This window comes from Bradyrhizobium sp. Leo114 (assembly GCF_055229415.2).
On sequence record NZ_JBUYEN020000041.1, the window covers coordinates 1 to 23,488 of the forward strand.

Consider the following 23,488-nt stretch of genomic DNA (forward strand, 5'->3'; position numbering starts at 1 on the left):
GTGTGATGGGCACTCCGCGACGTCCCCAGTCCCTCCGATCCTGCGAGCAATGACGCAACCTCAGACCGGCCGACAGTCGGCGCTACGTCCGTCAAGCGAAAGTAACATCCTCAGATGAGGCAATACGGGGGTCAAAGTTCGGCGCTTATTCACAGACCAGGAGATGGGCGAGATCTTCGCGTTTCACATGGACCTCACAGACGCCGCACTTCGACCCGGCCGAACAATCCGCCGGGCCGGCGGATGAGGACCAGGATCACGATGGCGAGCAGAGCAGGGAAACCCCATCGCGCGCTGGCCAGGAACTGGACCAGCGCCTCGACGATGGCGAAACCGAACGAGGTGATGATCGCGCCGGGCAGATGAAGCCCGCTGGCCAGCCATAAGTTGCGATCCAGAAATGTCCCATCGGTCCGATACGTAAAGCGTCCGCCGTCGTGATAGCCGAGCGTGACGGTCTGGCCATCTGGCGAAAAGCTATAGTCCTTAGCCCAGCCGGACTCGGGCTGGAATGCGCCAATCTCCCGGCGCGCCTGAAGATCAAAGATAGTCAGCCGGTCCCAGGTTCGAGCCCTGGTGCGCCAGCCAAATCAATGACCTAGCCAGAAAAACCGTTTGAGAGTGGTCAAACGGTATTTGTGCACGCAAGTCTTGATTCACCTGAAACTTCGCGCGCGTAATCTTGCGCTGGAGCTTGGCTCCGACCGATCCTTTGTATTTGAGGCGGGGCGCCGCGTTTCGCCCCGAGTGGGCTAGATTCACTCCTTGAAGACGATGGTGCGGGTCGCTCGCCTTTAGGACTCCGCTAGATGCACCATGAGAGTTTCCTGGATCGTTGTCGCAATCATCGTTCCGGTAAAATCATGGATACGCGCGATGGACAATCCGCGCCCTCCCTCGGCGCAGGGACTCTCTGTGTCGAAATGCATCCAGCCATCGGGCGAGAAGGCGCGGTGAAACCAGATGCAGTGGTTGAGGCTCGAGAGATAGAGCGGCTCCTTCGATTGCAGGTCGCGCAGGTGGCCGCTGACGCTGCTGAAATTGAGCCACCAGTCGGAGAGATAGGCAAAGACGGCCTGCTGGGCCCGCGAGCCGGCGGTTAGGGGTTGCCGTCCCCTCAGCCAGAATCTGAGGCGGGATTGCGCGGTCGCTTCGGAGAGCTGCCGTTCGATGTCGGGAATGCGAAAGTCCATGCTTGGCTTCACATGGCGGGAGTAGGGGCCGAGCGGCCGCAATTGCCGCATGAGGACATCGGGAATCGTCGTCAATTCCGGCAGGCTCTCGGGGTCTTCTGCTAACGCCGACGATGAGATTGCGTGTCGCGGCCCGGGCTGTGGCGCGCAGAATGTCGCATGGGCATCCAGCACCAGACGGCCGTCACCCTGGACGCCAAGGACATGGCGGGACGAGAACCGCTTGCCATCCTGGAGGGAGTTGACCTCGAACTCGACCGGCTGGCCGGGATCGGCACCGCGCAGGAACAGGAGTTGCAGCAGGGATGCGGGTCGATCGTCCGGAGCGCTCAGCGTGGCGGCCATCATCGCCTGCCCGAGGATCTGGCCGCCGTAGGAGCGCCCATTCAAATTGCCATCACCGAACCAGCTACGGTAGCGACCCGGTCCGGTCGGTTCGAGCGAAACCAGGGCCTCGATGTTGACTTCGTCCCACGGCTCGTAGGCCTCATCGTGCATCGCCATCATCCTTGTGACCGAGATCGAACAAAAGATGGCAAGGCCGGCAGAGCCGTCCTCGCCAAGTCTCTCTCGGGAGAAAGTGGTTGCTCGCGCCGCTTCAATAGGCCGCGCTGCGGAAGTGCCTGCTTGTCACAGCGCCGGGAATTTCTGCGGCGCCGGATAGAGCGGATAGCCTGTGGCAACGCCGTACTCGCTGATGCCGAAGCCAGTCTCGCCGCCGCTATCGAGTCTGACGACATGATCTGACAGGGTGCGGGCCGTCGCGCGCGTTGCGGCATCGTCCAGGTCCCACACATCGTGCGCGGCGTGCTGCTCGCCGCGATCATCGCCATGCGTCCATCCCTTCAGGCCGCCATACATGCCGGCCTTGAGATAGAAGCGGGTCCGCAGGCCGACCATCCGGACATGGCGGGGCTCGCCGCGATCGAACTTGAAGGTGAGATCGGCGGCGGCAATGGTCTGACCGAGCTTGTCGTCATTCCATTCGATAGCGTGCTCGAATGCGGTCACGTCGCGATGAGAGATCGAGCCGTCGGCTTCGCGGCGGAATTCGGTGCCCGAGAGGTAGTGCGCTTTGCCGGGCGCTCGCTCTTTCACGAAGACCGACAGCGCCGATCGTTCGAACTGGAACATCGACCAGGTCCAGAAGAAATTGCGGTGTGTGGCGACCGGCGGCCGCGTCTCGTCGGTGCGCATCTCCGAGCGAAGGCCCCAGGAGCGGTCGCGCTGCCCCCACCAGGTCTCCGGTGTTACCTCAAAGCGCCTGCCGTCGACCGCGATCCAGCCGCGCCAGCGCCCGAACTGCGAGACCCGGGCGAGATCCTCCTCGACGACGCCCTCGCGCTCGCGATAGTTCTGCTTCTCCTGCGCCGGCGGGAAGCTTGCCCTGAATTCGAGCGCGAAGCTGATGCCGGACGGATTATCGGCGAGCGTGAGCCGGTGCAGGTTCATGCCCTCGACGATCTCGATCTTCAGGCCTCCGACCGACGTCTCCAGAGGGCGCGTGCCGAGCCGGCGCGAGGCACGAAAATTGTGCTGCTTGCGGCCGATGGTCACGCCGGCGAAGCCGTCCATCACGCGACGGTTCGGATAATAGCCGAGCCCGATGTCCAGAAGGAGCTCGCTGCCGTCGATCGGATGGGCCGTATACCAATAGCGTTCGGTGAAGCGTACGTCGCCCGCGCTGGCTGTTGCGAATGGCGCCGGCGTCTGATGGCCAATAAGGTCGTCCTGGGCTGTCAGCATTGTTCTTGTCCTTGCTTCGATTTCGACGTGAATTGATCGCCCCGGCTCAGTCTTTGCCCGGTCCTGCGCCGAGAATGTCGCCGAACAGCACCCAGGTCTTGCCGTCGAAACGCGCGAACTGGCGCTCCGTGATCGCGGCATAGTCATCGGGTGTCGTCTGGATCGAAATTCCCGGCAACAGCATCGGCAGCTCGATCCCCTTCAGATTGGTCGCCTGCTTCAGCACGTTCTCGCGGGTGAGTTCGTCGCCGCAGCGCTCGATGATGATCGCGCCCAACTGCGCCGTCGTGTATGCCGTCACGGCAATCACGTCGTTGGGATCCATTCCCGGCAGATATTTCGCGGTAAAGGCGAGATAGTCCGTCATTCCCTTGTCATTGGCCCAGCTCGGATCGTTCGGGGTCTTGTAGGATGTGGTGGTGAGGACGCCGGTGGAGGCTTCGAGCCCAGCCGGGATCAGCACGCCGCTGATCGAGTTGGCCGTCGAGCCGAGGAAGATCTGCGGCTTCCAGCCCAATTCGTAGATCTTGCGGATCGCCATTGAGGCGAACTTGTTCTGAGCCGCGATCAGAATCGTGTCGGCGCCGGACGCCTTCAGATTGACGATCTGCGAATCGATCGTCGGCTCGGTCGATTGATAGGATTCCTCCTTCACGATCATCTTGTCGGCCTTCGTGCCAAGCCCTTGCTTCAGGCCGAGCAGGAAGTCCTTGCCGATGTCGTCGGCCTGCATGAGGACGCCGACCTTGGCCTCCGGTTTGGTCTGCAGGATGTAACGCGCGATGATGCGCGACTCGTTGACGTAGGTCGGCGAGTAGGGCGTGGTCCAGGGGAATTGCTTCGGGTCGTTCCACCGCGTGCCGCCGCTCTGCACGAGGAGCTGGGGAACGCCCTTCGAATTGAGATATTTCTGGATCGCAGCATTGGTGGGCGTGCCGAACGGCGCCATGATGGCGAGGACCTGCTCGTTCTCGACGAGCGATCTCGTCACCTCGACCGTCTTCGGCGGGCTGTAGGCGTCATCGCGGGTCACGTAATTGATCTGCCGCCCCCTGATTCCGCCTTTCTCGTTCAACACCGCAAAGTAGGCGAGCATGGTCCGCGGGAAGCTCGCATAGATCGATGCCGGGCCGCTGTAGGGCGCGTTGGCACCAAGCTTGATTTCGCTGTCGCTGACACCGGGCCCGTAGGCCTTCTGCGCAGTTGCTGCGCCGATGCTGCAGCAGAGCGCGAGTGTCCACGCGGTCAATGTAAGGATTGCCCTTTCCCTTCGCATCGTCTCCTCCATCCCATGTCGTCACGTTCGATGAACCATCTGACGGCCCGCGGCCTGCGTTCTCTCGACGCTTTACCTGCCGAAGCTGTCATGCAATAATAGACCGTCCAGACGGATTATCAACTTTTTTCTGGAGATGCGCGACGAGGGAGGACGCAATTGCGCGACGGGATCATTTCGTGGTGCCGTTGCGACAGCGCAGACCTTTCAAAAGATCGCGCACGGAAAAACGGGCGAGCAATATCGCCCTGACGGAGGAAACATGAAGCTTACTCAGGCCCTGACTTCGGCGGCACAGTTGCGCAGAGATAATGTCGGCACCATCTGCGGCGGCAGGTCGCGGACGTGGAAGGAGATCTGCCGCCGGGTCGCGGGCGCCGCCGCCGGCTTTCGCCGATTGGGGATCGAGCCCGGCGATCGCATCGCCATCCTGGCGTTCAACAGCGATCTCTATATCGAGGCGCTCTATGCTATCGCGTGGGCCGGAGCAGTCGCAGTGCCGCTGAATACGCGCTGGGCCGTTGCCGAAAATGCCTATGCGCTCAACGATTCCGAGCCTAGAATTCTCCTGGTGGATTCCGCATTTGCGGAGACTGCGACGGCGTTGCAGGAGTCAAGGCTGCTCGCCTCCGTCGTCTTCATGGATGAGGGGCGCCCGCCGAATAACATGCTGAGCTACGACGAGCTCGCAGCCGAGGATCCGATGGAGGACGCATCTGGCGCCGACAATGACCTCGCCGGAATTTTCTACACGGGCGGAACGACAGGCTTCCCCAAGGGAGTCATGCTGTCGCATGCCAACATCATCTATGAATCGCTGGTGTGGATCTACGCACTCCGATTCAAGGAGGACACCCGCTATCTTCATTCGGCGGGCATGTTCCATCTTGCCGGCGCCTCGCCGATGGTCGCCCTGACACTGATCGGCGGGACCCATGTCCTCATTCCCAAATTCGAGCCGGAGCTTGCGATGAAGGCGATCGCCGAGCACCGTGTGGATTACTGCCTGTTCGTGCCGACGATGCTCAACATGCTGCTCAACCATCCTACGTTCGGGCGATATGATCTTTCGAGCGTCAAGGATTGCGAATATGGCGCCTCGCCGATGCCGGACGCGCTTCTCATCAAGCTGATGCAGGTGCTGCCGGGTTGGCGCTTTCACCAGGGCTATGGCATGACCGAAAGCGCTGCTCTGGCGACCATCCTGCCCTGGGAGTATCACGCGCTCGAGGGGCCCCTGGCGGCGAAGCGGAAATCGGCCGGCCGCGCGGCGCCCGGCGTCGAGGTCCGCATCGTCGACGACGCAGGCAAGGAAGTGCCGCGCGGGACCGTCGGAGAGATCGCGATCCGCGGCGCCGGCGTCATGCTCGGCTACTGGCGCAAGCCCGCGGAATCTGCGCGCGTCCTTCGCAATGGATGGTTGCACACTGGCGACGGCGCCTGGATGGACGAGGACGGCTTCGTCTATATCGTCGACCGCATCAAGGACATGATCGTCTCGGGCGGAGAAAACGTCTACTCCGGCGAGGTCGAGAATGCGATTTTCCAGCACGAGCATGTCAGGGAATGCGCTGTCATCGCCGTGCCTGACCCGCAATGGGGCGAGGCTGTTCACGCGATCGTCGTGCCGAAAGACGGGCTCACGCTCGACGCGGAAACCGTGATTGCGCATTGCCGGACGTTGATTGCCGGCTACAAATGCCCGCGTTCGGTCGAAATCAGGCGTGAGCCGCTGCCGCTAACCGGCTCGGGCAAGATCATGAAGTCCGCGCTACGTGAGGAAAAATGACGCGGGTATACGAGGTCGGTGAATTGATGCAGGTCGCCGTGACGCAGAAGGAACGAACCGCGCAATCGACGCAAGATTCCGCCCGAGCGGCCATCGTCTTCGACGAGCCTACAGTGCTGTCCGCGCTGGAACGGCATCTCCGACAAGAGTTGGGCAGCGAGGTCGAGATCGAAGGCCTTGAGCGCAAGTCGTCCGGCTTTTCCTGGATCACCTACAGCTTCGGTGCTCGGGCAGGAGCGGGAGCCAGTCGCCGGCTGATCTTGCGGGTCGGGCCACCGAACGGCCTGTTCGCGCCCTATTCGGTGCTGCCTCAGGTCCATGCGTTGCAATCGCTGAACGGAACGCAGGTCCCTGTTCCCGGGCTTGTGTCGTTCGATCAGGAAGGAACGGCGCTCGGCTGTCCGTTCTTCGTCTGCGAGCACGTCGAAGGCGATGTGCCCGCGCCCTGGGCCGGAAGCAAGCTGAGCGAAGAGCATCGGCGCGACATCGCAGGCCAATTCATCTCGATCCTGGGCGAACTGCACCGACTCGACTGGCGCGGGACCGAGCTTGCGTCCTTGCATGCGGAGAGCGGCGAACGCGACGAGGTCCGTGCCATCGCCGGCTGGTGCGCGTCGCTCGCGCGTCCGACCGCGCGCTACTATCCGCTGCTCGATTGGGGCGGGCGATGGCTGCTCGACAACTGTCCCTCGCCGCCACGTCGGACGATTGTGCATGGCGACTACAGGATCGGAAATTTCCTTGAGCGCGAGCAGCGGATCACTGCCATTCTCGATTGGGAACTTGTTCATCTCGGCGATCCTCATGAGGATCTGGCTTGGGCGCTGATGCCTACGTTCAATGGCCGAAGCAGGAAGCTCTATGGCGTCGTGGAGCGCAACGAAGTGATTGAACGCTATCAGCGTGCCTCCGGTGTGCAGATTTCCGAGAAAAGCCTAGCATATTACGAGGCATTCGCCCTGTACCAGGCGGCGGCAATCCAAATGCGCGCCGTTCGAGCCTTCGAGGTGGACAAGTTCAACGACATGCGCATGGCCGTGATGGCGAGTCAGATGGCTTCGATCGTGCGAGCCTTCGACCGGGCGCTCGAGGCCGCGGTATGAGTGCATCCTTCGACCGATTGATTGACGGCATGATCGAAGCGTTGCGAAGCCACGTGCTTCCGAGAAGTGGCGACGAATTCGTGCGGGGCCAGATATTCTCCACCATCTTCGCTCTGAACGGGCTGAAGCTCACGGCGGATTGGAAAGCCGGCCCGTTGCTGGAACAGGTGCGCGTCCAGGACGCCGCTCTCGCCGAAGTCGGACGGCTGGCGGGCAAGATGAGGCATCCCCCGATCCCGGCTTTGCCGCGCGCGGAAGGCGCCACAGCCGATTCCGCGGCCGTCGAGGCCCTGCGTGACGATGGGGATCGCATCCTGGGCGAGCTCCTGTTCTGGGCAAGCAGCGAAGATGCCAGGACGGCGGATCCCGCAGTTGCACGCGAGATCGAACTGTTCCTGCGCCGATCGATCTGCGAGCAGCTCAAGGTCGAGCTCGCGATGACGCCGAAATCCATGCTGCATCAGATTGCCACGGGCGAGGAAGGCGCCTGACAGCAGCGTCGCGGCCGCGCGTCTGGTTGCATCCTGCATCGCGCCTGCGCCACAGGGCCGCATTGGACCAGAACTATTGCAAATCCGACGCGTCGGTTTATTAATGGCCATCGGCTCTGGCCTGCGCATCCCGAGGAAGAAGACCATGTTTGAATTTGCCGAACCTGCGATGCTGGACGAGGAGCTGGTCCTCGTGAGATCCCAAATCCGCAGATATGTCGAGGAGCGCATCGTCCCGGAGGCGGAAGATTGGGAACAGACCGGCGAGATTCCCCGGCAGGTGTTCCGCGACCTCGGCTCGCTCGGCGTGCTCGGCATGCGCCATCCCGTCGAGTACGGCGGCGGCGGCCTTGGCGCGCTGTCGTCGGTGATCCTGGCCGAGGAGCTCTCGCGCTCGTCCTTCGGCGGCGTGGCGAGCTCGCTGACCGTCCATTCGGACATGTCGATCTCTCACATCGCGCATCGCGGCACTGAGGCGCAGAAGTCGCGCTATCTTCCTGCGGCCTGCGCCGGCGAGAAGGTCGGCGTCGTCTGCGTGACGGAGCCCAACGCGGGGTCCGATGTGGCCGGGCTCAAGACCCGCGCCACCCGGACCGACGCCGGCTGGGTGATCAACGGCTCGAAGACCTTCATCACCAACGGCGTGCTCGGCGACATCTATGTCGTGGCGGCGCGGACCGATCCGGACGCCCGCGGCGCGCGCGGCCTTTCACTCTTCATCGTCGAGCGCGGCACGCCGGGCTTCTCGATCTCCGGAAAGCTTCGCAAGCATGGCTGGCTGAGCTCGGACACTTCGGAACTGTTCTTCCAGGACGCGCTGGTCCCGCATGACGCGTTGCTTGGCGAGGAAGGCCGCGGGTTCTACTACATCATGAGCACGTTCCAAAACGAGCGTCTCGTCATCGGCGGGCTGGTGTCCGGCGCGTGCTCCAAGGCGATCGAGGTGACGCTCGACTACCTGCGTCAGCGCAAGGCGTTCGGCAAGACCCTGTGGGAGCAGCCGGTCGTGCGCAACAAGCTGTCATGGATGGCGGCGAAGGCGGCCGGCGTGCGCGCACTGACCTATCAGTGTGCGCAGATGGTCGACGAAGGCCAGGACGTCGTTCGCGAAGTTTCCATGCTGAAGGCGCTCGCGGGAGAAACATTGCAGGAGGTGGTGCACACCTGCCTGCAGCTCCATGGCGGGATCGGCTACATGTCGGGAACCCCGATCGAGCGGATGGTGAGGGATGCGCGCATCCTGACCATCGGCGGCGGCGCCACCGAGGTCATGCTCGAGGAAGTCGCCAAGCGCATGTGAGGCGGGCGGCGTGTAGTGGGCGCGGTCTCATAACGCCTGTCCGCGAAGTCGCAATGTGGTTAGGGAGGGCGAATGTCGGGTCCGCTATCTAGCTTGACCGTGGTGGAGCTCGCAGGAATAGGTCCGGGCCCGTTCGCTTGCATGATGCTTGCGGATGCCGGCGCGCGTGTGATCCGGGTCGATCGGCCGCCGGTCCGCGGCAGCGCGGCCGACGGCCTGTTCCGCAACGACGGCTTCGTCGATCGCGGCCGCCAATCGCTTGCGCTCGATCTGAAGCAGCCTGCCGGCGTGCAGGCGGCGCTCCGCCTCATCGAACGCGCCGACGTGCTGATCGAAGGCTTTCGCCCGGGCGTGACCGAACGCATGGGGCTCGGTCCGGAGGTCTGCCTCGCCCGCAATCCGCGCCTTGTCTATGGACGGATGACCGGCTGGGGCCAGCACGGTCCCTACGCGAATATGGCGGGCCATGACATCAACTACATCGGGCTCAGCGGCGCGCTGCACGCCATGGGCTCGGACGACAGGCCGCCTCCACCACCGCTGAACCTGGTCGGGGACTACGGCGGCGGAGGAATGCTGCTTGCGTTCGGCGTGGTGGCCGCCATTGTCGCAGCGACGGCGACCGGACGTGGACAGGTGATCGACGCGGCGATGGCCGACGGCGCGGCGCTGCTGATGGCTCCGATCTACGGCATGGCGGCGAAGGGCTATTGGTGCGATCAGCGCGGCGCCAACTTCCTCGATGGGGCCGCGCATTTCTACGGCACCTACGAATGCGCCGATGGCAAGTTCGTCGCGGTGGGGGCGATCGAGCCGCAATTCTATCGCAGCCTGCTCGATATTTGCGGCATCGGCGATCCCGCCTTCAAGGACCAGTGGCGCGCGGAGGCGTGGCCGGCGCTGCGCGACAAGCTCGCCGCCGTGTTTCGTTCGAAAACCCGTGCCGAATGGGTGGCGCGGTTCGAGGGGACGGATGCGTGCGTAACGCCCGTGCTCTCGATGAACGAGGCGCCGCTTCATCCGCACTATGTCGCCCGCGCAACATTCGCGATGACGGAGGCCGGTTCGCAACCGGCGCCGGGGCCGCGATTTGAAAGCACCAAGGGAGGGCTGCCTGCTCCAGCCCCGGCAACGGGCCGCGACACGCGCGTGATCCTGCGCGAGGTCGGCTATGAGACCGGCGCCATCGAGGATCTCCTGCGAAACGGCGCAGCCTATCAGCCTACTGACGGAACTTGAGCATGCTTTGTCCGCGCAACGTTGTCTGAGTTTGAGACGCCGGTTGTTGGTCTGTTCTGATCCGGACAAAGATCGAGGAAATCTTGAGAGCGAGAGAGCCGGGAGACCGCCGCAGCTTTCTCGCTCAAGCCAAATACCATCCGTGAAGTCTCGTTCAGCGTTGACATAAACCGGATGGCCGGACTATTAATTCATAACAGCCGGTCGTCATGCGACCGCGACCATGTCCAGGGTTTGAGGGAACGCGTCATGACAGAGATTGCAGAGCACCACGTCCTCAGTGCTGACGGTCCCGTCCTTGCAGAATTGCACAAGGACGGCGTTGCCCATGTGAAACTCAATCGACCGGACCAGGCCAATGGTCTCAACGTCGAGCTTCTCTCCGAGCTTCATCGCGTGATCATGCTGCTGCATGGCGACGACCGCGTGCGCGCCGTGCTCGTGACAGGTGAGGGCACGAACTTCTGCGCCGGCGGCGACGTCCACGCCTTCCTCGCCAAGGGCACGGATTTGCCTGCCTATATTCGCGTCGCGACCGCGTATCTTCGACTGGTTGCGACCGGCCTGATCCGATTGAAAGCGCCGGTGGTGTCGGCGGTTCACGGCTATGCGGCCGGCGGTGGCGGCATGGGTCTGGTGTGCGCATCCGACTTCGTCGTCGCCGCACAATCGGCAAAATTCATTGCAGGCGCAACGCGCGTGGCCATGGTTCCGGACGCCGGAGTCAGCGTGACGCTGACCCATCTGGTCGGTCTGCGCCGCGCGATGGAAATCCTGATGCTCAACCCGGTCATTGACGCGGCGCAGGCGCTCGAGATGGGGCTCATCACGCGCATGGTGCCCGACGCGGCATTGCTCGATCAGGCATGGGAGCTGGCGCGAACACTCGCCGCGGGTGCGCCGGCGGCGCTCGCAAACACCAAGCGTCTGCTCTGGAACGGCCTCGGTGAGGGAGTAGAAGCAGCCATGCCTGAGGAGAACCAGGCACAGGAGGTTCTCTCAGGCATGGCGGACGCGCGCGAGGGCCTCGCTGCCGTCATCGAGAAGCGCAAGCCGAAATTCACGGGGCGCTGAGGCGATGGCGGCTGACAACGTCAAGCGGCGGCGGGCTCTGGTCGCAGGTGGCGCAAGCGGCATCGGCGCGGCGACGGCCGCTCGGCTTGTGGCGACCGGCGCGGACGTGCTGATCGCGGACATCGATGCAGCCAACGGCGCGCGGATCTCCGGCGACATCGGCGCGACATTCGTCGCGGTGGACCTGACGGACCACGCCGCGGTATCAGCCGCGCTCGCGCACAGCGATCCGTTCGATATTCTCGTCAACAGCGCCGGCGCCGATCAGCATGCTTTCTTCACGCAGACGGAACCGAAGGATTGGGCGCGCCTGATCGCGCTCAATCTCGGCGCGGTGCTCAACACGACTCATGCGGTCCTGCCGGGAATGCAGCAGGCGCGTTACGGGCGCATCGTCAACGTGGCCTCCGAAGCCGGCCGGCTGGGCTCCAGGGGCGGCTCTGTCTATGCCGCGGCCAAGGGCGGCGTCATCGCCTTCACGCGCTCGATCGCGCGTGAGAACGGACGCATGGGAGTGACGGCGAATGTCGTCGCGCCCGGACCGATCGACACGCCGATGCTGCGGCGTGCGGTCGAGGACGGCGGAGAGAAGCTGATGACGGCTATGACCTCGGCAACGCTGGTCGGGCGCCTCGGCACGCCGCAGGAAGTCGCCGCCGTCATCGCCTTCCTTGCATCGGCTGATGCGGGCTACGTGACGGGCGAGGTGCTGGGCGCGTCCGGCGGCATGGGGTGCGGAGCGTGAGCCGCGATCCCGTCGAGGACGTCATCGATCGGGTGCGCGGCGTCTATTCGCGCTGGCGACGTGACACGCCCGTTTCGCAAATGCGTGCCGATTGGGATCAGCTCTTCAGCTCCTCTGTCTCCGCGACGATCGAGCCGGTGCAGGCCGATGCGGTTGCCTGCGAGTGGGTTCGACCCGCTGCGGCCCGCCGCGATGCGGCGGTCGTCTATCTTCATGGCGGCGGCTTCCGCGTTGGCTCGCCGACGTCTCACAGGGAGATCATCGCGCGACTGGCGGCGGAGGCCGGAATCCAGGTTCTCGCGGTGGACTATCGTCTGGCGCCCGAGCATCCGCTGCCGGCCGCGCTCGATGATGCGATCACGGTCCTCGAATGGCTGGAGAAGTCGGGCCTTCCCGCCGATCGTATCGCGCTGGCGGGAGATTCCGCCGGCGCTGCGTTGGCTCTAGGGACGATAGTTGCGCGCCTGCAGCAGGGTAAACCATCTCCGGCCGCAGCCTATCTGATGTCGGCATGGACCGACCTCACCGCATCGGGCGAGAGCTACCAGTCGCGCGCCGCGCTCGATCCGATCCACCAGCGTCCGATGATCCTTGCGATGGCGCGCGGCGCGCTCGGACCCGACGTGAGCACCGAGGATCCGCGGCTGTCACCCCTGCTTGCGAGCGCGGAGATCATGCGCGCGCTGCCTCCGATGCTGATGCAGGTCGGCGCGCGCGAAACGCTTGTCAGCGACACCGAGGACTTTGCGGCACGCGCCAACGCGGCCGGTGCTTCCGTCCGCTCGGAGATCTGGCCCGGCATGATTCACGTCTTCCAGCAATTCCCGGACCACTTGCCCGAGGCCCGCGAGGCGGTGGCAGCCGGCGGCAAATTCATTGCGACTCATCTCGTGAGCGTACAGACAGGAAGCAACCCTCCATGATCGGAATCACCGCGTTCGGGGGCTACATCCCCCGCCTTCGTCTCTCACGCGAGGCCGTAGCTCAGGCGAACGCCTGGTACGCTCCGCAGTTCGCGAGCCAGAAGGGCGAGCGCGCCTTTGCCAACTGGGACGAGGACAGCGTCACCATGGCGGTCGCGGCGGCACGCGACTGTCTGGGACCATCGGAGGACCGATCTCACGTTCGTTGCGTTCTCCTCGCCACCAACACGCCGCCGTTCGCGGAGCGGCTGAATTCGGCGATCGTTTCCGGCGCGCTGACGCTCGACGATACGGTCGAGGCCACCGATCTCGGGGGAACGCAGCGCGTGGCCCTCTCCGCCATTTCGCAGGCGATCGCGCGCAGCAACACTTATAAGGGCGATGTCCTCGTACTGGCCGCCGACCGGCGCAGGACGCGTGCGGCGAGCACGCAGGAGCTGGACTATGGCGATGGCGCGGCAGCACTCCTGATCGGCCGCAACAATGTGCTCGCGGAACTGGTCGGATCCGCGACGCTGTCGGTCGATTTCGTCGACCATTTCCGTGCAACAGGCTCGGAGATCGACTACCAGTGGGAAGAACGCTGGGTCCGCGAAGAGGGCATCAGCAAGCTCGTGCCGCGCGTGGTGGCCGCAGCCTTGAAGGAAGCGGGGGTCACCGCCGACAAGGTCGATCACTTCATTTTTCCGACGTCGTTCTCGCGCATGGATGCGCAGGTCGCCAAGGCCTGCGGCGTGCGCGGTAACGCAATCGCATCGTCCATGATGGAGCGCATCGGCGACTGCGGCGCGGCGCACGGGCTCATCATGCTTGCGCATGTTCTCGAACGCGCGCAGCCCGGCCAGATCATCGTGCTCACGCAGTTCGGCAGCGGAGCCCAGGCGATCGTGCTGCGGACCACACCGCTGATCACAGGCTTCAGGCCCGTGCGCGGCGTTTCGAGCTGGCTCTCGCGCGGCAAGGAAGACCGCAACTATACCCGCTTTCTCTCGTTCGGCGGCCAGCTCCAGCTCGAGCGCGGAATGCGCGGCGAGCAGGACCGCAAGACCGCGCTCAGCACGGCATGGCGCAACCGCACGGCGCTGCTTGGCCTCGTAGCCGGCAAGTGCCGCGTCACCGGCAGCGTCCACTTTCCGCCATCGCGCCTATCCTATGATCCCGGCGCGCCGCTGCAGGACACGCAGGAGCCTTACAAGCTCGCAGACCGGGCGGCCCACATCCTGAGCTGGTCGGCGGAATATCTCTCCTACCATCCGTCGCCGCCGCATCACTACGGTCAGATCGACTTCGAGGGCGGCGGCCGCATCCTGATGGATTTCACCGATCTCGACGTCGGCGAAGTCGATTCCGGAACGGCGATGGAGATGGTCTTCAGGATCAAGGACGTCGACACGGTCCGCGGCTACACGCGGTATTTCTGGAAGGCAACGCCGGCGCGCGACGCATCGGGCGCGATCACGAACGGCAATTGAAGGAGCAGGCAAACGTGGCTAGTGGCATCAAAGACAAGGTCGCGATCCTCGGCATGGGATGCAGTCGTTTCGGGGAGCGCTGGGAGGCGAGCCCCGAGGACTTGATGCTCGAGGCCTATAGCGAGGCGATGCAGGATGCGGGGATCACGCCCGATCAATTGGGCGCCGCCTGGTTCTCCACGCACATGGACGACGTCGGAACCGGCCGCGGCGGAACGCCGATGAGCATCGCGCTGCGGCTGCCGAATATCGGCGTGACGCGCGTCGAGAACTTCTGCGCGGGCGGCTCGGAAGCGATCCGCGCCGCGGTCTATGCGGTGGCCGCGGGCGCCTGCGACATCGCCCTCGCGGTCGGCGTGGAGAAGCTGAAGGATACCGGCTATGGCGGCCTGCCGGTCGCCACCGTCGGAACGTATATTCCGCAATGGTATCCGAACGCGGTTGCGCCCGCGAATTTCGCGCAGGTCGCCGCCGCCTACCGCTACAAGCACCGCGTCGATCCGAAGACGCTCAAGCGCGCCATCGCCCACGTCTCGGTCAAGAGCCACGACAACGGCACCAAGAATCCGAAAGCACATCTGCAGAAGACGATCACCGAAGAGCAATGCCTGCGGGCACCGACCATCGCCGCGCCGCTCGGCTTGTTCGATTGTTGCGGCGTGTCCGATGGGGCTGCGGCTGTCATCGTCACGACGCCCGACATCGCGCGTGGTATGGGCAAGCGCAATCTGGTGACGTTCAAGGCGCTCCAGATCGCCTGCTCCAACGGATGGGAGCTCCAGGGCAACGGCTGGGACGGCAGCTATTTTCACACGACTCGGATCGCGGCCAAGAAGGCCTATATCGAGGCCGGCATCGATCGCCCGCGCGAGCAGATCAGCATGACCGAGGTGCACGACTGCTTCTCCATCACCGAGCTCGTCACGATGGAAGACCTGTTCCTGTCGGACGAAGGATGCGCGGTGCGGGATGTGCTCGAGGGCGAGTTCGATGCCTCCGGTCGCGTGCCCTGCCAGATCGACGGCGGACTGAAGTGCTTCGGTCATCCGGTCGGCGCGAGCGGCATTCGCATGCTCTACGAGATCTATCTGCAGCTCAACGGCCGTGCTGGCGCCCGTCAGCTCGCCGATCCGAGCCTGGGGCTGATCCACAATCTCGGCGGCCAGCCGTCGCAGAACGTGTGCTCGGTCTCGATCATCGGCCGCGAGGGAGTCTGAGATCGTGGAGCAGGTCGTTCTCCTCGACAGGCCGGCGCCGTCGGTGGCGCGCTTGCGCATCAATAGGCCCGCCAAGCGCAATGCGATCGATCACGCCGTCCGGCAGGGATTCATCGATGCGCTCGGCGGCCTGCGGGGCGATCCCTCGGTCCGCGCGCTGGTGCTCGGCGGTGTTGACGGCGTCTTCTCGGCGGGCGGCGACCTCCCCACCATGGCGAATCTCGACCACGCGCAGGCGGAGGCACGCATGCGGCACGTTCATGCCGTCTGTCGCGCCCTTGCGGAATCCGGCCTCTCGATCGTCAGTGCGCTCGAGGGCGTGGTGGCGGGCGCGGCCGTCGGCATGGCCCTGCTCGGCGATCACATCGTCGCCGGGCGACGGATGCAGATTCTGTTTCCCTTCCTCCGGCTCGGGCTTGCGCCGGATTGGGGACAGCTTTTCACCTTGCGGCAGCGCGTCAGCAAGGTAACTGCCTGGCGGCTCGTGACGTCGCCGGCAGCGGTGAGCGGCGAGCAAGCTTTCACCATAGGGCTTGCCGATCAGCTCGTAGCGGATGACGACATCATGAATGCCGCGATCATCGAGGCGTTGCGCCTTTCGCAGCTTCCGATCGAGGCGCTGCGACGGACGCGCGAGCGGCTCACCGATCCGTCGCGGTCGCTCGAGGACGAATTGGCGCGCGAGGTGCGTGACCAGGCGGTGTGCTTGACCGGTTCGGAATTCGCCGAAGGCTATGCCGCCTTCATGGCGAAGCGCGCCCCCGACTTCCTGGGGATTGCGGCAAAGGAGCGCGCATGAGTGGGCAAGCAGATGCGCCTCGCCGAACCGGTGCCCTGCACATCGGCGTGGTCGGCGCTGGCACAATGGGGCGCGGGATCGTTCAGCTCTTCGCCCAGGCTGGACATACCGTGCTCTGCTTCGACGAGAAGCTCGACGCCGCTGCTCACGGCGTTGCCGCGGTGTTCGCGACGCTCGAGAGCCTTGTTGCGAAGGGAAGGCTTGCTTCCGACGCGTTGGACGGCATCCGCGCCCGCGCGAAGTCCTGCGCGGCCCTCACGGACCTTGCAGGGTGCGACGTCGTCATCGAGGCCATCATCGAGGATATCGCGGTCAAGCGCGACCTGTTCGGGCGGCTGGAGGGTATCGTCGCGGACAACTGCATCCTTGCCACGAACACTTCGTCGCTGATCGTCGCGGAGATTGCGTCAGCCTGTCGGCACCCCGAGCGCGTCGCAGGTCTCCATTTCTTCAATCCCGTTCCCTTGATGAAGGTGGCGGAGATTATCGCGGCGGTGCGGACGGCGCCCTTGGTCGTCGCCACCTTGCGCGCCATCGTCGAAGGCGCTGGGCACAAGACCGTCGTGGTCGCCGACCAGCCCGGCTTCCTGGTCAATCATGCAGGCCGCGGCCTCTACACCGAGGGATTGCGGATTGTCGAGGAGCGGGTCGCGACCCCGTCGGAGGTCGACGACGTCCTGCGCGAAAGCCTGGGCTTTCGCATGGGCCCGTTCGAGCTGCTCGATCTCACGGGCCTCGACGTATCCTCCAAGGTGATGACGTCGATTTACGAGCAGTTCCAGGAGGAGCCGCGCTTTCGCCCGTCGTCGCTGGTGCCTCCGCGGGTCGCGGCCGGACTCTATGGTCGCAAGACCGGCGAGGGATGGTATCGCTACGAGAAGGGGCAGAAGGTCGAGCCCGCGCGCAGGTCCGCGCCGTCCCTGCCGGGCGGTCTGACCGTGTGGGTCGATCCCGATGCGCCCGACGGTGACGCACTCGCAGGCCTCGTGCAGAACACAGGAGCCAGGCGGCGTTTGTCCGCGTCCGACGCCGATATTTGCGTGGTCCAGCCCATTGGAGAGGACGCCACGTCCGCTGCGCTCCGGCTCGGACTTGACCCGTCACGATCGGTCGCCGTCGATCCGATAACCCCGTTCGTCCGGCGCAGGACCATGATGTTGACGGTCACCACCACGCCTGCGGTCCGTGACGCCGCGCATGCCCTGCTGGCAAGCGACGAGGTCCCGGTCAGCGTCATCGGCGACAGCATCGGTTTCATCGCCCAACGCGTCATCGCCACGATCGTCAATATCGCGGCCAACATCGCGCAGCGCGCGATCGCTGAGGTCGAGGATCTGGAGGCGGCTGTGCGCATCGGGCTCGGCTATCCCTTCGGGCCCCTGCATTGGGGCGACCGAATGGGTGCCACCAAAATCCTGCAGATCCTGAACGGGCAACTGCAGGCGACCGGCGATCCGCGATACCGCCCAAGCCCGTGGATCGCGCGACGCGCGGCGCTCGGAGTTTCCCTGCTCACCCCGGAGGCTCCGCGATGAGCGTGCAGCACGCCGCGCCCGCCGGTCGCTTGCGAACGTCAGGACTTGCGGTCTGACGAAACCTGTGAAGCCGGCGAGCGGGTGCCGAGGTGTCGGAACCGCACGGTGGCCAACGATGAATTCAAACGACCGAGGAAACCTGCCATGAGCGCAAATGACGACCTTCATCACTATGACGCCGTCGTGATCGGCGCCGGTGCCGGCGGCATGACCGCCGCCGCGCGCCTCGTGGCAGCGGGTCGCAAGACGCTGCTGGTCGAGCGGCTGGGACGGTTGGGCGGTCGTGCCTCGAGCGAAGAGATCGACGGCCACATCGTCAACATCGGGGCGATCGCGATCGAGCTCGGCGGCGTCTTCGAGGAGAGCTTTACGCTATTGGGTGTGCCGCTCGATCTGCGCGAGCCGAAGCCGGCCACGGTCTTCTATGTGGACGGCAAGATCATCAATGCCGCCAAGGGCGGCTGGGGCATGCTGCTCGGCGCCTTCACCAAGCAGGCGGCCAAGATCGGCACCAAGTTTGCTGACGCACGCAACGGCGATCTGCCGGAAGCGAAGCTGTCGACCGCGGAATGGCTGTCGAGCTACACGTCGAACGCCACCGTGCACGCGATCTTCCGCAACCTCTGTGCCGCGATCTTTGCCGCGAATGCCGATGAGCTGCCGGCGCGCGCGTTCCTGACCTATTTCGCCGTCAAGGGCGCCTTCAAGCGCTTCGGATTTTGCCCACGCGGCACGATCGGGCTATGGAACGACCTCGGCGACGGCATCCGGCGTGCCGGCGGCGATATCTGGCTCAATGCATCGGTCGCCGGGCTGCAGGTGGAAGGCGACAGGGTGATCGGGCTCGACATCGAGCGCGATGGCACGAGGTTTCGTGTCGGCGCCAGGACGGTCATCAGCAATATCGGTCCGGCGGCCACCGCTGCGTTGCCGGGGGTCGAGGCGTTCGGAGAGGATTACATCAACCAGGCGCGCACGCAGATGCGCTCGTCGGCGAACATCGTTATTAACTTCGCGACGAAGAAGCGCCTCATCGACGCGCCCGGTCTTGTGACCTTCGGCGCGACCCAGCGGCTCTGCAACATGGGCGAGCTGACGGCAACCTGCCCGGAGCTCGCGCCGCCCGGCTGGTATCAATATGTCGCCTACGCCGTTCCCAAGCCTGCGATCGGCGACTTCGACGAGATGGCTGAGATCGAGGCCTCGCTCGCTGATCTGCGCTCGCTGTTCGCCGATTTTGCCGACGCGAAGATGCTGTCCATCCGCGTCATGCGCAATGACTGGCCGGCTCAACGCTCCTGCGCCGGGTTCGACCTGCCGCAAGATACGCCGCTGGTCAATCTCTGGCATGTCGGCGACGCCGTGAAGGACTATGGCGATGGTGGCACGCAGGCTTGTGCCTACACCGCGCGGGAGGCGGTCAGGAAGGCGGTGGCGTTGCTGGAGGCGGGGGCGGCATGACCGCGTTGAGCGCTCTCGCGACCCGCGAACAGAGGAAGACCGCGATCGACGACGCCCTCCATTGCGTCGCGGCGCCGGTCGCTCGATCGCGTGACCGGGTCTCTCGCGCATCTGTGCCAATCGGCCGGGGGAGGCCTCTCGACGGGCCTCGATATTCGGCAGGTCGCAGCGTTCGAGCTCGCGTGGACGTCGGCGGATACGCTCGCGGCGGAAGCCGTGCTCGCCTCCCTCGATCTGGCGCGCGATGGCTTCGAAACAGCCCTGGGTCTCGTGTTCGTGGTCGACGCGATCGTTGCAACGATGGAGCGGCTCGATACGATCGGTCTCGATCTCGACGCGCAGGACCCGACGGGCGCGTTACGAGCGGACAGAAGGTTCATCGCTCTGCGTCGTCTCGCAACGGCTCCGGCGATGCTTGAAGCTGTCGGAGTTGGTGTGGCGGAGGCTGACGGCGAGCTCGGCGGCTCCCTGATCTCGGAGGACAATCTCGCGGTCCAGGACAGCGTCCGCCGTCTGGCTGCGGACGTCGTCGTTCCGCTCGCCGAAAAGATCCATCGCCACGACCTGACGGTGCCAGAAGATATCCTCGCCGGGTTGCGCGAGATAGGCGCTTTCGGGCTCGCAATTCCCGAGGCATTCGGCGGCACGGCCCAGCAATCGGAGGACGACACCCAGAGAATGCTTCTCGTCACGGAGGCGCTTTCGGAGGCCTCGCTCGGCGCCGCGGGCAGCCTGATCACGCGCCCGGAAATTCTGTGCCGCGCTCTGCTCGCCGGCGGCACGCCGGAGCAGAAGGAGCGCTGGCTGCCGCCGATCGCGCGTGGCGAGATCCTCTGCGCGATCTCGATCACCGAACCCGACTACGGCTCCGACGTCGCCTCGCTCGGCTTGCGCGCCACGCGCGTCGATGGCGGCTGGCATCTCAACGGCGCCAAGACCTGGTGTACCTTTGCCGGCAAGGCTGATCTCCTCATGGTGGTCGCCCGCACCAACCCGGATCGTTCGCTCGGTCATCGCGGCCTCAGCCTTATGCTGGTCGAGAAGCCATCCGATGACGGGCACGCTTTCGATGTTCGCCAGCCCGCAGGCGGCAGGCTCCTCGGTCGCGCGATCTCGACCATCGGCTATCGCGGCATGCATTCCTTCGACCTCGGTTTCGAGGACTTCTTCGTGCCCGACGCCAACATGATCGGCGGTGAGGCGGGGATCGGACGGGGATTCTATTTCACCATGTCGGGCATGGTCGGCGGACGCATTCAGACATCGGCACGGGCGTGCGGCGTGATGCGGGCCGCCTTGCGGGCCGCGATTCGCTACACCGGAGATCGCCGGGTGTTCGGTGCGAGCTTGCAGTCCTATGCGCTGACGCGCGCCAAGCTTGCGCGCATGGGAGCGCGGTTCGCCGCCTGCCGCACGCTGTCCCACGCCGTGGCCCGGCTGATCGATCAGGGCAAGGGGCGCATGGAGGCGAGCTTGGTCAAGCTTCTGGCCTGCCGAACCGCCGAGATCGTCACGCGCGAGGCGTTGCAGTTGCACGGCGGCATGGGCTACGCCGAGGAAACGCCGGTGAGCCGCTATTTCGTCGATGCGCGCGTGCTGTCGATCTTTGAAGGCGCCGAGGAGACCCTCGCGCTCAAGGTCGTCGCGCGAAGCCTGCTCGAAGAGGCGCTTGGCTTGCGCGCCGGAGTTGCCTGACATGCTGGCACAGGGCATCCTCTCGGATCTGCGCATCGTCGAGGCATCCGCCTTCGTGGCGGCTCCCCTCGGCGGCCTGACGCTGGCGCAGATGGGCGCGGACGTCATCCGCATCGATCCCCTCGGCGGCGGACTGGATTTCAGCCGCTGGCCGATGTCCAACGATGACGTCAGCCTGTTCTGGTGCGGGCTCAACAAGTCGAAGCGATCCGTGGCGCTCAACCTTGGCGATCCCGAGGGGCGTGAACTCGCGATGTCGCTGATATCAGCGCCGGGCGAGGGCGCCGGTCTATTCGTCACCAACTTCCCGCCGCGCGGCTGGCTCGATTACGACAAACTGAAGAAGAGGCGGGCGGATCTCATTCAGGTCACCCTGCAAGGCGACCACAAGGGCGGCTCGGCGGTCGATTACACCGTCAACGCACGCGTCGGCATTCCCTACGTTACGGGGCCGGTGAGCGACGACGCCCCGGTCAACCATGTTCTCCCCGCCTGGGACGTTGCGACCGGCCATCTTGTTGCGACCGGTCTTTTGGCCGCGGAACGGCATCGGAGCCGGACGGGCCAGGGCCAACACGTCAAGCTGGCGCTGGAAGACGTCGCCCTCTCGGTGATGGGACACCTCGGATTCATCGCCGAGGCGCAGCTCGGTTGCGCCCGTGGCCGCTACGGCAACGATCTTTTCGGCGCGTTCGGTCGTGATTTCGCATGCGCGGATGGACGCCGGGTGATCGCGATCGGCCTCACGCTGAAGCAGTGGAATTCGCTGGTGGAAGCGACCGGTCTTGCCCAGACGATCGAAGCGATCGGCGTGCAGCTCGGGCTCGATCTCGCAAAGGAGGGGGACCGCTTCCCGGCGCGTCGCGAGCTTTGCGCCGCGATCGGCGGCTGGATCGCTGCGCGCTCCTTCGCTGATGTCGCCGCAAGCTTCGATCGCGCCGGTGTCTGCTGGGCTCCCTATCAAACGATCGATGAACTGGTGCACACCGATCCGGCCTGCTCAGTCGAAAATCCCCTGTTCGACACTGTCGACCAGTCCGGCGTCGGCCGCGTGCTGTCACCACGCTCCGCGCTGCGGTTCGATGCGTTCGATGCGCGGGCCGCCGGAACGGCGCCGGCGCTCGGAGAGCATACCGAAGCAGTCCTCGGCGAGGTTCTCGGCATCGACGGCGCGGCCTATGGCCGTCTTCATGACCGCGGGATTGTTCACGGTCCGTGGTGACTACGTGTTTGACTGAGATCGCGGCCGGGCCAGGCGAAACAGAAACCGCTCCTCCTTGGACAGCATGTCGAGCTCGCCGCGCCGGACGAGGCGGTTGGCATGCGCGAGCGTCTCGGCGAAGGCAAAGCCCATCTGATGCGGGTTCAAGGCGCGGTGGAACAACAGCGGGACCAGCTCGGCCACCGAGCGGTCGGCGTCGCGGCAGGCGTCGAGAATGATGCCGCAGCGGGTCTCGTGATGCGCGATCAGCTCCTGCGAACGAGCGTGCAGCCCGTAGAACGGGCGCATGTGACCCGGCAGCACGAGAATGTCGTCCGGCATCTCGCTGATGAACATGCGCAGGCTGCGCAGATAGTGACCCAGCGGATCGCCATCGGGCTCACCGGCCCAAACGCTCACATTGGGCGAGATATGCTCAAGCACCTGATCGGCCGCGAGCAGGGTCTTCTCGGGTTCGCAATAGAGCATGACCTGCTCCGCGACATGGCCGTCACCGGTGATGATCCGGAACGTCTTGCCACCGAGCGTCAATGCGTCGCCCATCACCAGCCGCAGGAACGTATCGGGCAGCGGGTCGACCTGCCGCAGATATTCGTGGCCCTGGGTGCTGACGATCCCTGCGGCGTCATCGTCCATGCCGTGGCTCTTGTAGAACAGCCGGTTGCGCGGTGATTCGAAGGCGCGCGGATCGAGCGAAATGACGCGGCAGCTCATGTAGCTGGAGAGGCTGGTCAGGAGTGGCGCATGAAAGCGCTCGCACAGCCAGCCGGCAAGTCCGATGTGGTCCGGATGAAAATGCGTCACAAGAATTTTCGTGATCTTCAGACCAGCGAGGGGCCCTGCAAAAAGACTGTCCCAGGCGGCTCTCGCCTCGCTCGTCGAGATGCCGGTGTCCACGATGACCCAGCCGCCGCCATCCTTGATCAGGTAGATGTTTACGTGGTTGAGCTGGAAAGGCAGCGGGAGTCGAAGCCACAGCAGTCCGGGCCGCACCTCGATCACCTCTCCGGGACAAGGCACCTCAGGAAATGGATACCGCAATTTAGCTTCCGCCGGCTTGACGATGTCGGTCGACATGCTGTGCTCTTTGTTGTTTTGGTCCAGCCGATTGGCGAGACTGACCGGCGGATGGAGCCTTTGACGTGCAAGGCTTCTTCATACCAGAGCCGGTCCGCCTCCGGTGCGGAGGCCGAGATTTTTCGTCTCGT

19 protein-coding genes are annotated in these 23,488 nt (G+C 64.7%); 15 read left to right on the plus strand and 4 right to left on the minus strand.

The window, feature by feature from the left end:
- Positions 1 to 794: 794 nt before the first annotated feature.
- From ACZIRK_RS34580 to ACZIRK_RS34590, 3 genes are all read right to left on the minus strand, one after another.
- Positions 795 to 1,691 (minus strand): acyl-CoA thioesterase, encoded by an 897-nt coding sequence (locus tag ACZIRK_RS34580; protein ID WP_165435284.1) that lies wholly within the window; start codon positions 1,689 to 1,691, stop codon positions 795 to 797.
- A 132-nt stretch (positions 1,692 to 1,823) separates the two neighbouring features.
- Positions 1,824 to 2,939, minus strand: coding sequence for an Rv3169 family protein (locus ACZIRK_RS34585; RefSeq protein ID WP_130226808.1), 1,116 nt, complete (start codon positions 2,937 to 2,939; stop codon positions 1,824 to 1,826).
- Positions 2,940 to 2,985: 46 nt separating this feature from the next.
- Positions 2,986 to 4,215, minus strand: coding sequence for an ABC transporter substrate-binding protein (locus ACZIRK_RS34590; protein WP_474418991.1), 1,230 nt, complete (start codon positions 4,213 to 4,215; stop codon positions 2,986 to 2,988).
- Positions 4,216 to 4,477: 262 nt separating this feature from the next.
- On the opposite strand from ACZIRK_RS34590, the gene ACZIRK_RS34595 reads away from it, so the two are divergent.
- The 15 genes from ACZIRK_RS34595 (at position 4,478) to ACZIRK_RS34665 (ending at position 22,280) form a co-directional block, all read left to right on the plus strand.
- Positions 4,478 to 6,004 (plus strand): acyl-CoA synthetase, encoded by a 1,527-nt coding sequence (locus ACZIRK_RS34595; protein WP_474418992.1) that lies wholly within the window; start codon positions 4,478 to 4,480, stop codon positions 6,002 to 6,004.
- Positions 6,001 to 7,107, plus strand: a complete 1,107-nt coding sequence (locus ACZIRK_RS34600; RefSeq protein ID WP_474418993.1) for a phosphotransferase family protein — start codon at positions 6,001 to 6,003, stop codon at positions 7,105 to 7,107. The genes ACZIRK_RS34595 and ACZIRK_RS34600 overlap by 4 nt, the downstream gene beginning before the upstream one ends.
- Positions 7,104 to 7,598, plus strand: coding sequence for a hypothetical protein (locus ACZIRK_RS34605; protein ID WP_130226812.1), 495 nt, complete (start codon positions 7,104 to 7,106; stop codon positions 7,596 to 7,598). Before ACZIRK_RS34600 ends, ACZIRK_RS34605 begins: the two co-directional genes overlap by 4 nt.
- A 145-nt stretch (positions 7,599 to 7,743) precedes the next feature.
- Positions 7,744 to 8,898: an acyl-CoA dehydrogenase family protein gene (locus ACZIRK_RS34610; protein ID WP_130226813.1), complete on the plus strand. Its 1,155-nt coding sequence runs from the start codon at positions 7,744 to 7,746 to the stop codon at positions 8,896 to 8,898.
- Positions 8,899 to 8,970: 72 nt separating this feature from the next.
- Positions 8,971 to 10,137, plus strand: coding sequence for a CaiB/BaiF CoA transferase family protein (locus tag ACZIRK_RS34615; RefSeq protein WP_130226814.1), 1,167 nt, complete (start codon positions 8,971 to 8,973; stop codon positions 10,135 to 10,137).
- 249 nt (positions 10,138 to 10,386) lie between these two features.
- Positions 10,387 to 11,211: an enoyl-CoA hydratase/isomerase family protein gene (locus ACZIRK_RS34620; RefSeq protein WP_130226815.1), complete on the plus strand. Its 825-nt coding sequence runs from the start codon at positions 10,387 to 10,389 to the stop codon at positions 11,209 to 11,211.
- 4 nt (positions 11,212 to 11,215) lie between these two features.
- A complete protein-coding gene (locus tag ACZIRK_RS34625) occupies positions 11,216 to 11,956 on the plus strand; it encodes an SDR family NAD(P)-dependent oxidoreductase (protein ID WP_130226816.1) in 741 nt (246 codons plus the stop codon).
- Entirely contained in the window at positions 11,953 to 12,879 is a 927-nt protein-coding gene (locus ACZIRK_RS34630; RefSeq protein ID WP_245474779.1) for an alpha/beta hydrolase, read from the plus strand. Before ACZIRK_RS34625 ends, ACZIRK_RS34630 begins: the two co-directional genes overlap by 4 nt.
- Complete coding sequence (locus tag ACZIRK_RS34635; protein ID WP_474418994.1) at positions 12,876 to 14,351, plus strand: 3-oxoacyl-[acyl-carrier-protein] synthase III C-terminal domain-containing protein; 1,476 nt, start codon at positions 12,876 to 12,878, stop codon at positions 14,349 to 14,351. Before ACZIRK_RS34630 ends, ACZIRK_RS34635 begins: the two co-directional genes overlap by 4 nt.
- 14 nt (positions 14,352 to 14,365) lie before the next feature.
- The gene (locus tag ACZIRK_RS34640; RefSeq protein ID WP_474418995.1) at positions 14,366 to 15,568 is read left to right on the plus strand and encodes an acetyl-CoA acetyltransferase; all 1,203 of its coding nucleotides are present in this window, start codon (positions 14,366 to 14,368) and stop codon (positions 15,566 to 15,568) included.
- A 4-nt stretch (positions 15,569 to 15,572) separates the two neighbouring features.
- On the plus strand, positions 15,573 to 16,367 hold the full coding sequence (locus ACZIRK_RS34645; RefSeq protein WP_474418996.1) for an enoyl-CoA hydratase/isomerase family protein: 795 nt from the start codon (positions 15,573 to 15,575) through the stop codon (positions 16,365 to 16,367).
- Positions 16,364 to 17,902: a 3-hydroxyacyl-CoA dehydrogenase gene (locus tag ACZIRK_RS34650; RefSeq protein ID WP_474418997.1), complete on the plus strand. Its 1,539-nt coding sequence runs from the start codon at positions 16,364 to 16,366 to the stop codon at positions 17,900 to 17,902. The genes ACZIRK_RS34645 and ACZIRK_RS34650 overlap by 4 nt, the downstream gene beginning before the upstream one ends.
- Before the next feature lie 144 nt (positions 17,903 to 18,046).
- Positions 18,047 to 19,363, plus strand: a complete 1,317-nt coding sequence (locus tag ACZIRK_RS34655; RefSeq protein ID WP_474418998.1) for a phytoene desaturase family protein — start codon at positions 18,047 to 18,049, stop codon at positions 19,361 to 19,363.
- A 90-nt stretch (positions 19,364 to 19,453) separates the two neighbouring features.
- Positions 19,454 to 21,058 carry an acyl-CoA dehydrogenase family protein gene (locus ACZIRK_RS34660; protein ID WP_207231050.1) on the plus strand — a complete coding sequence of 535 codons (1,605 nt, stop codon included), beginning with the start codon at positions 19,454 to 19,456 and terminating at the stop codon, positions 21,056 to 21,058.
- A 1-nt stretch (position 21,059) separates the two neighbouring features.
- Complete coding sequence (locus ACZIRK_RS34665) at positions 21,060 to 22,280, plus strand: CoA transferase (protein ID WP_474418999.1); 1,221 nt, start codon at positions 21,060 to 21,062, stop codon at positions 22,278 to 22,280.
- Here the strand turns inward: ACZIRK_RS34665 and ACZIRK_RS34670 are convergent, their stop codons facing one another.
- Entirely contained in the window at positions 22,281 to 23,357 is a 1,077-nt protein-coding gene (locus ACZIRK_RS34670) for an MBL fold metallo-hydrolase (RefSeq protein ID WP_474419000.1), read from the minus strand.
- Between the last annotated feature and the right edge of the window lie 131 nt (positions 23,358 to 23,488).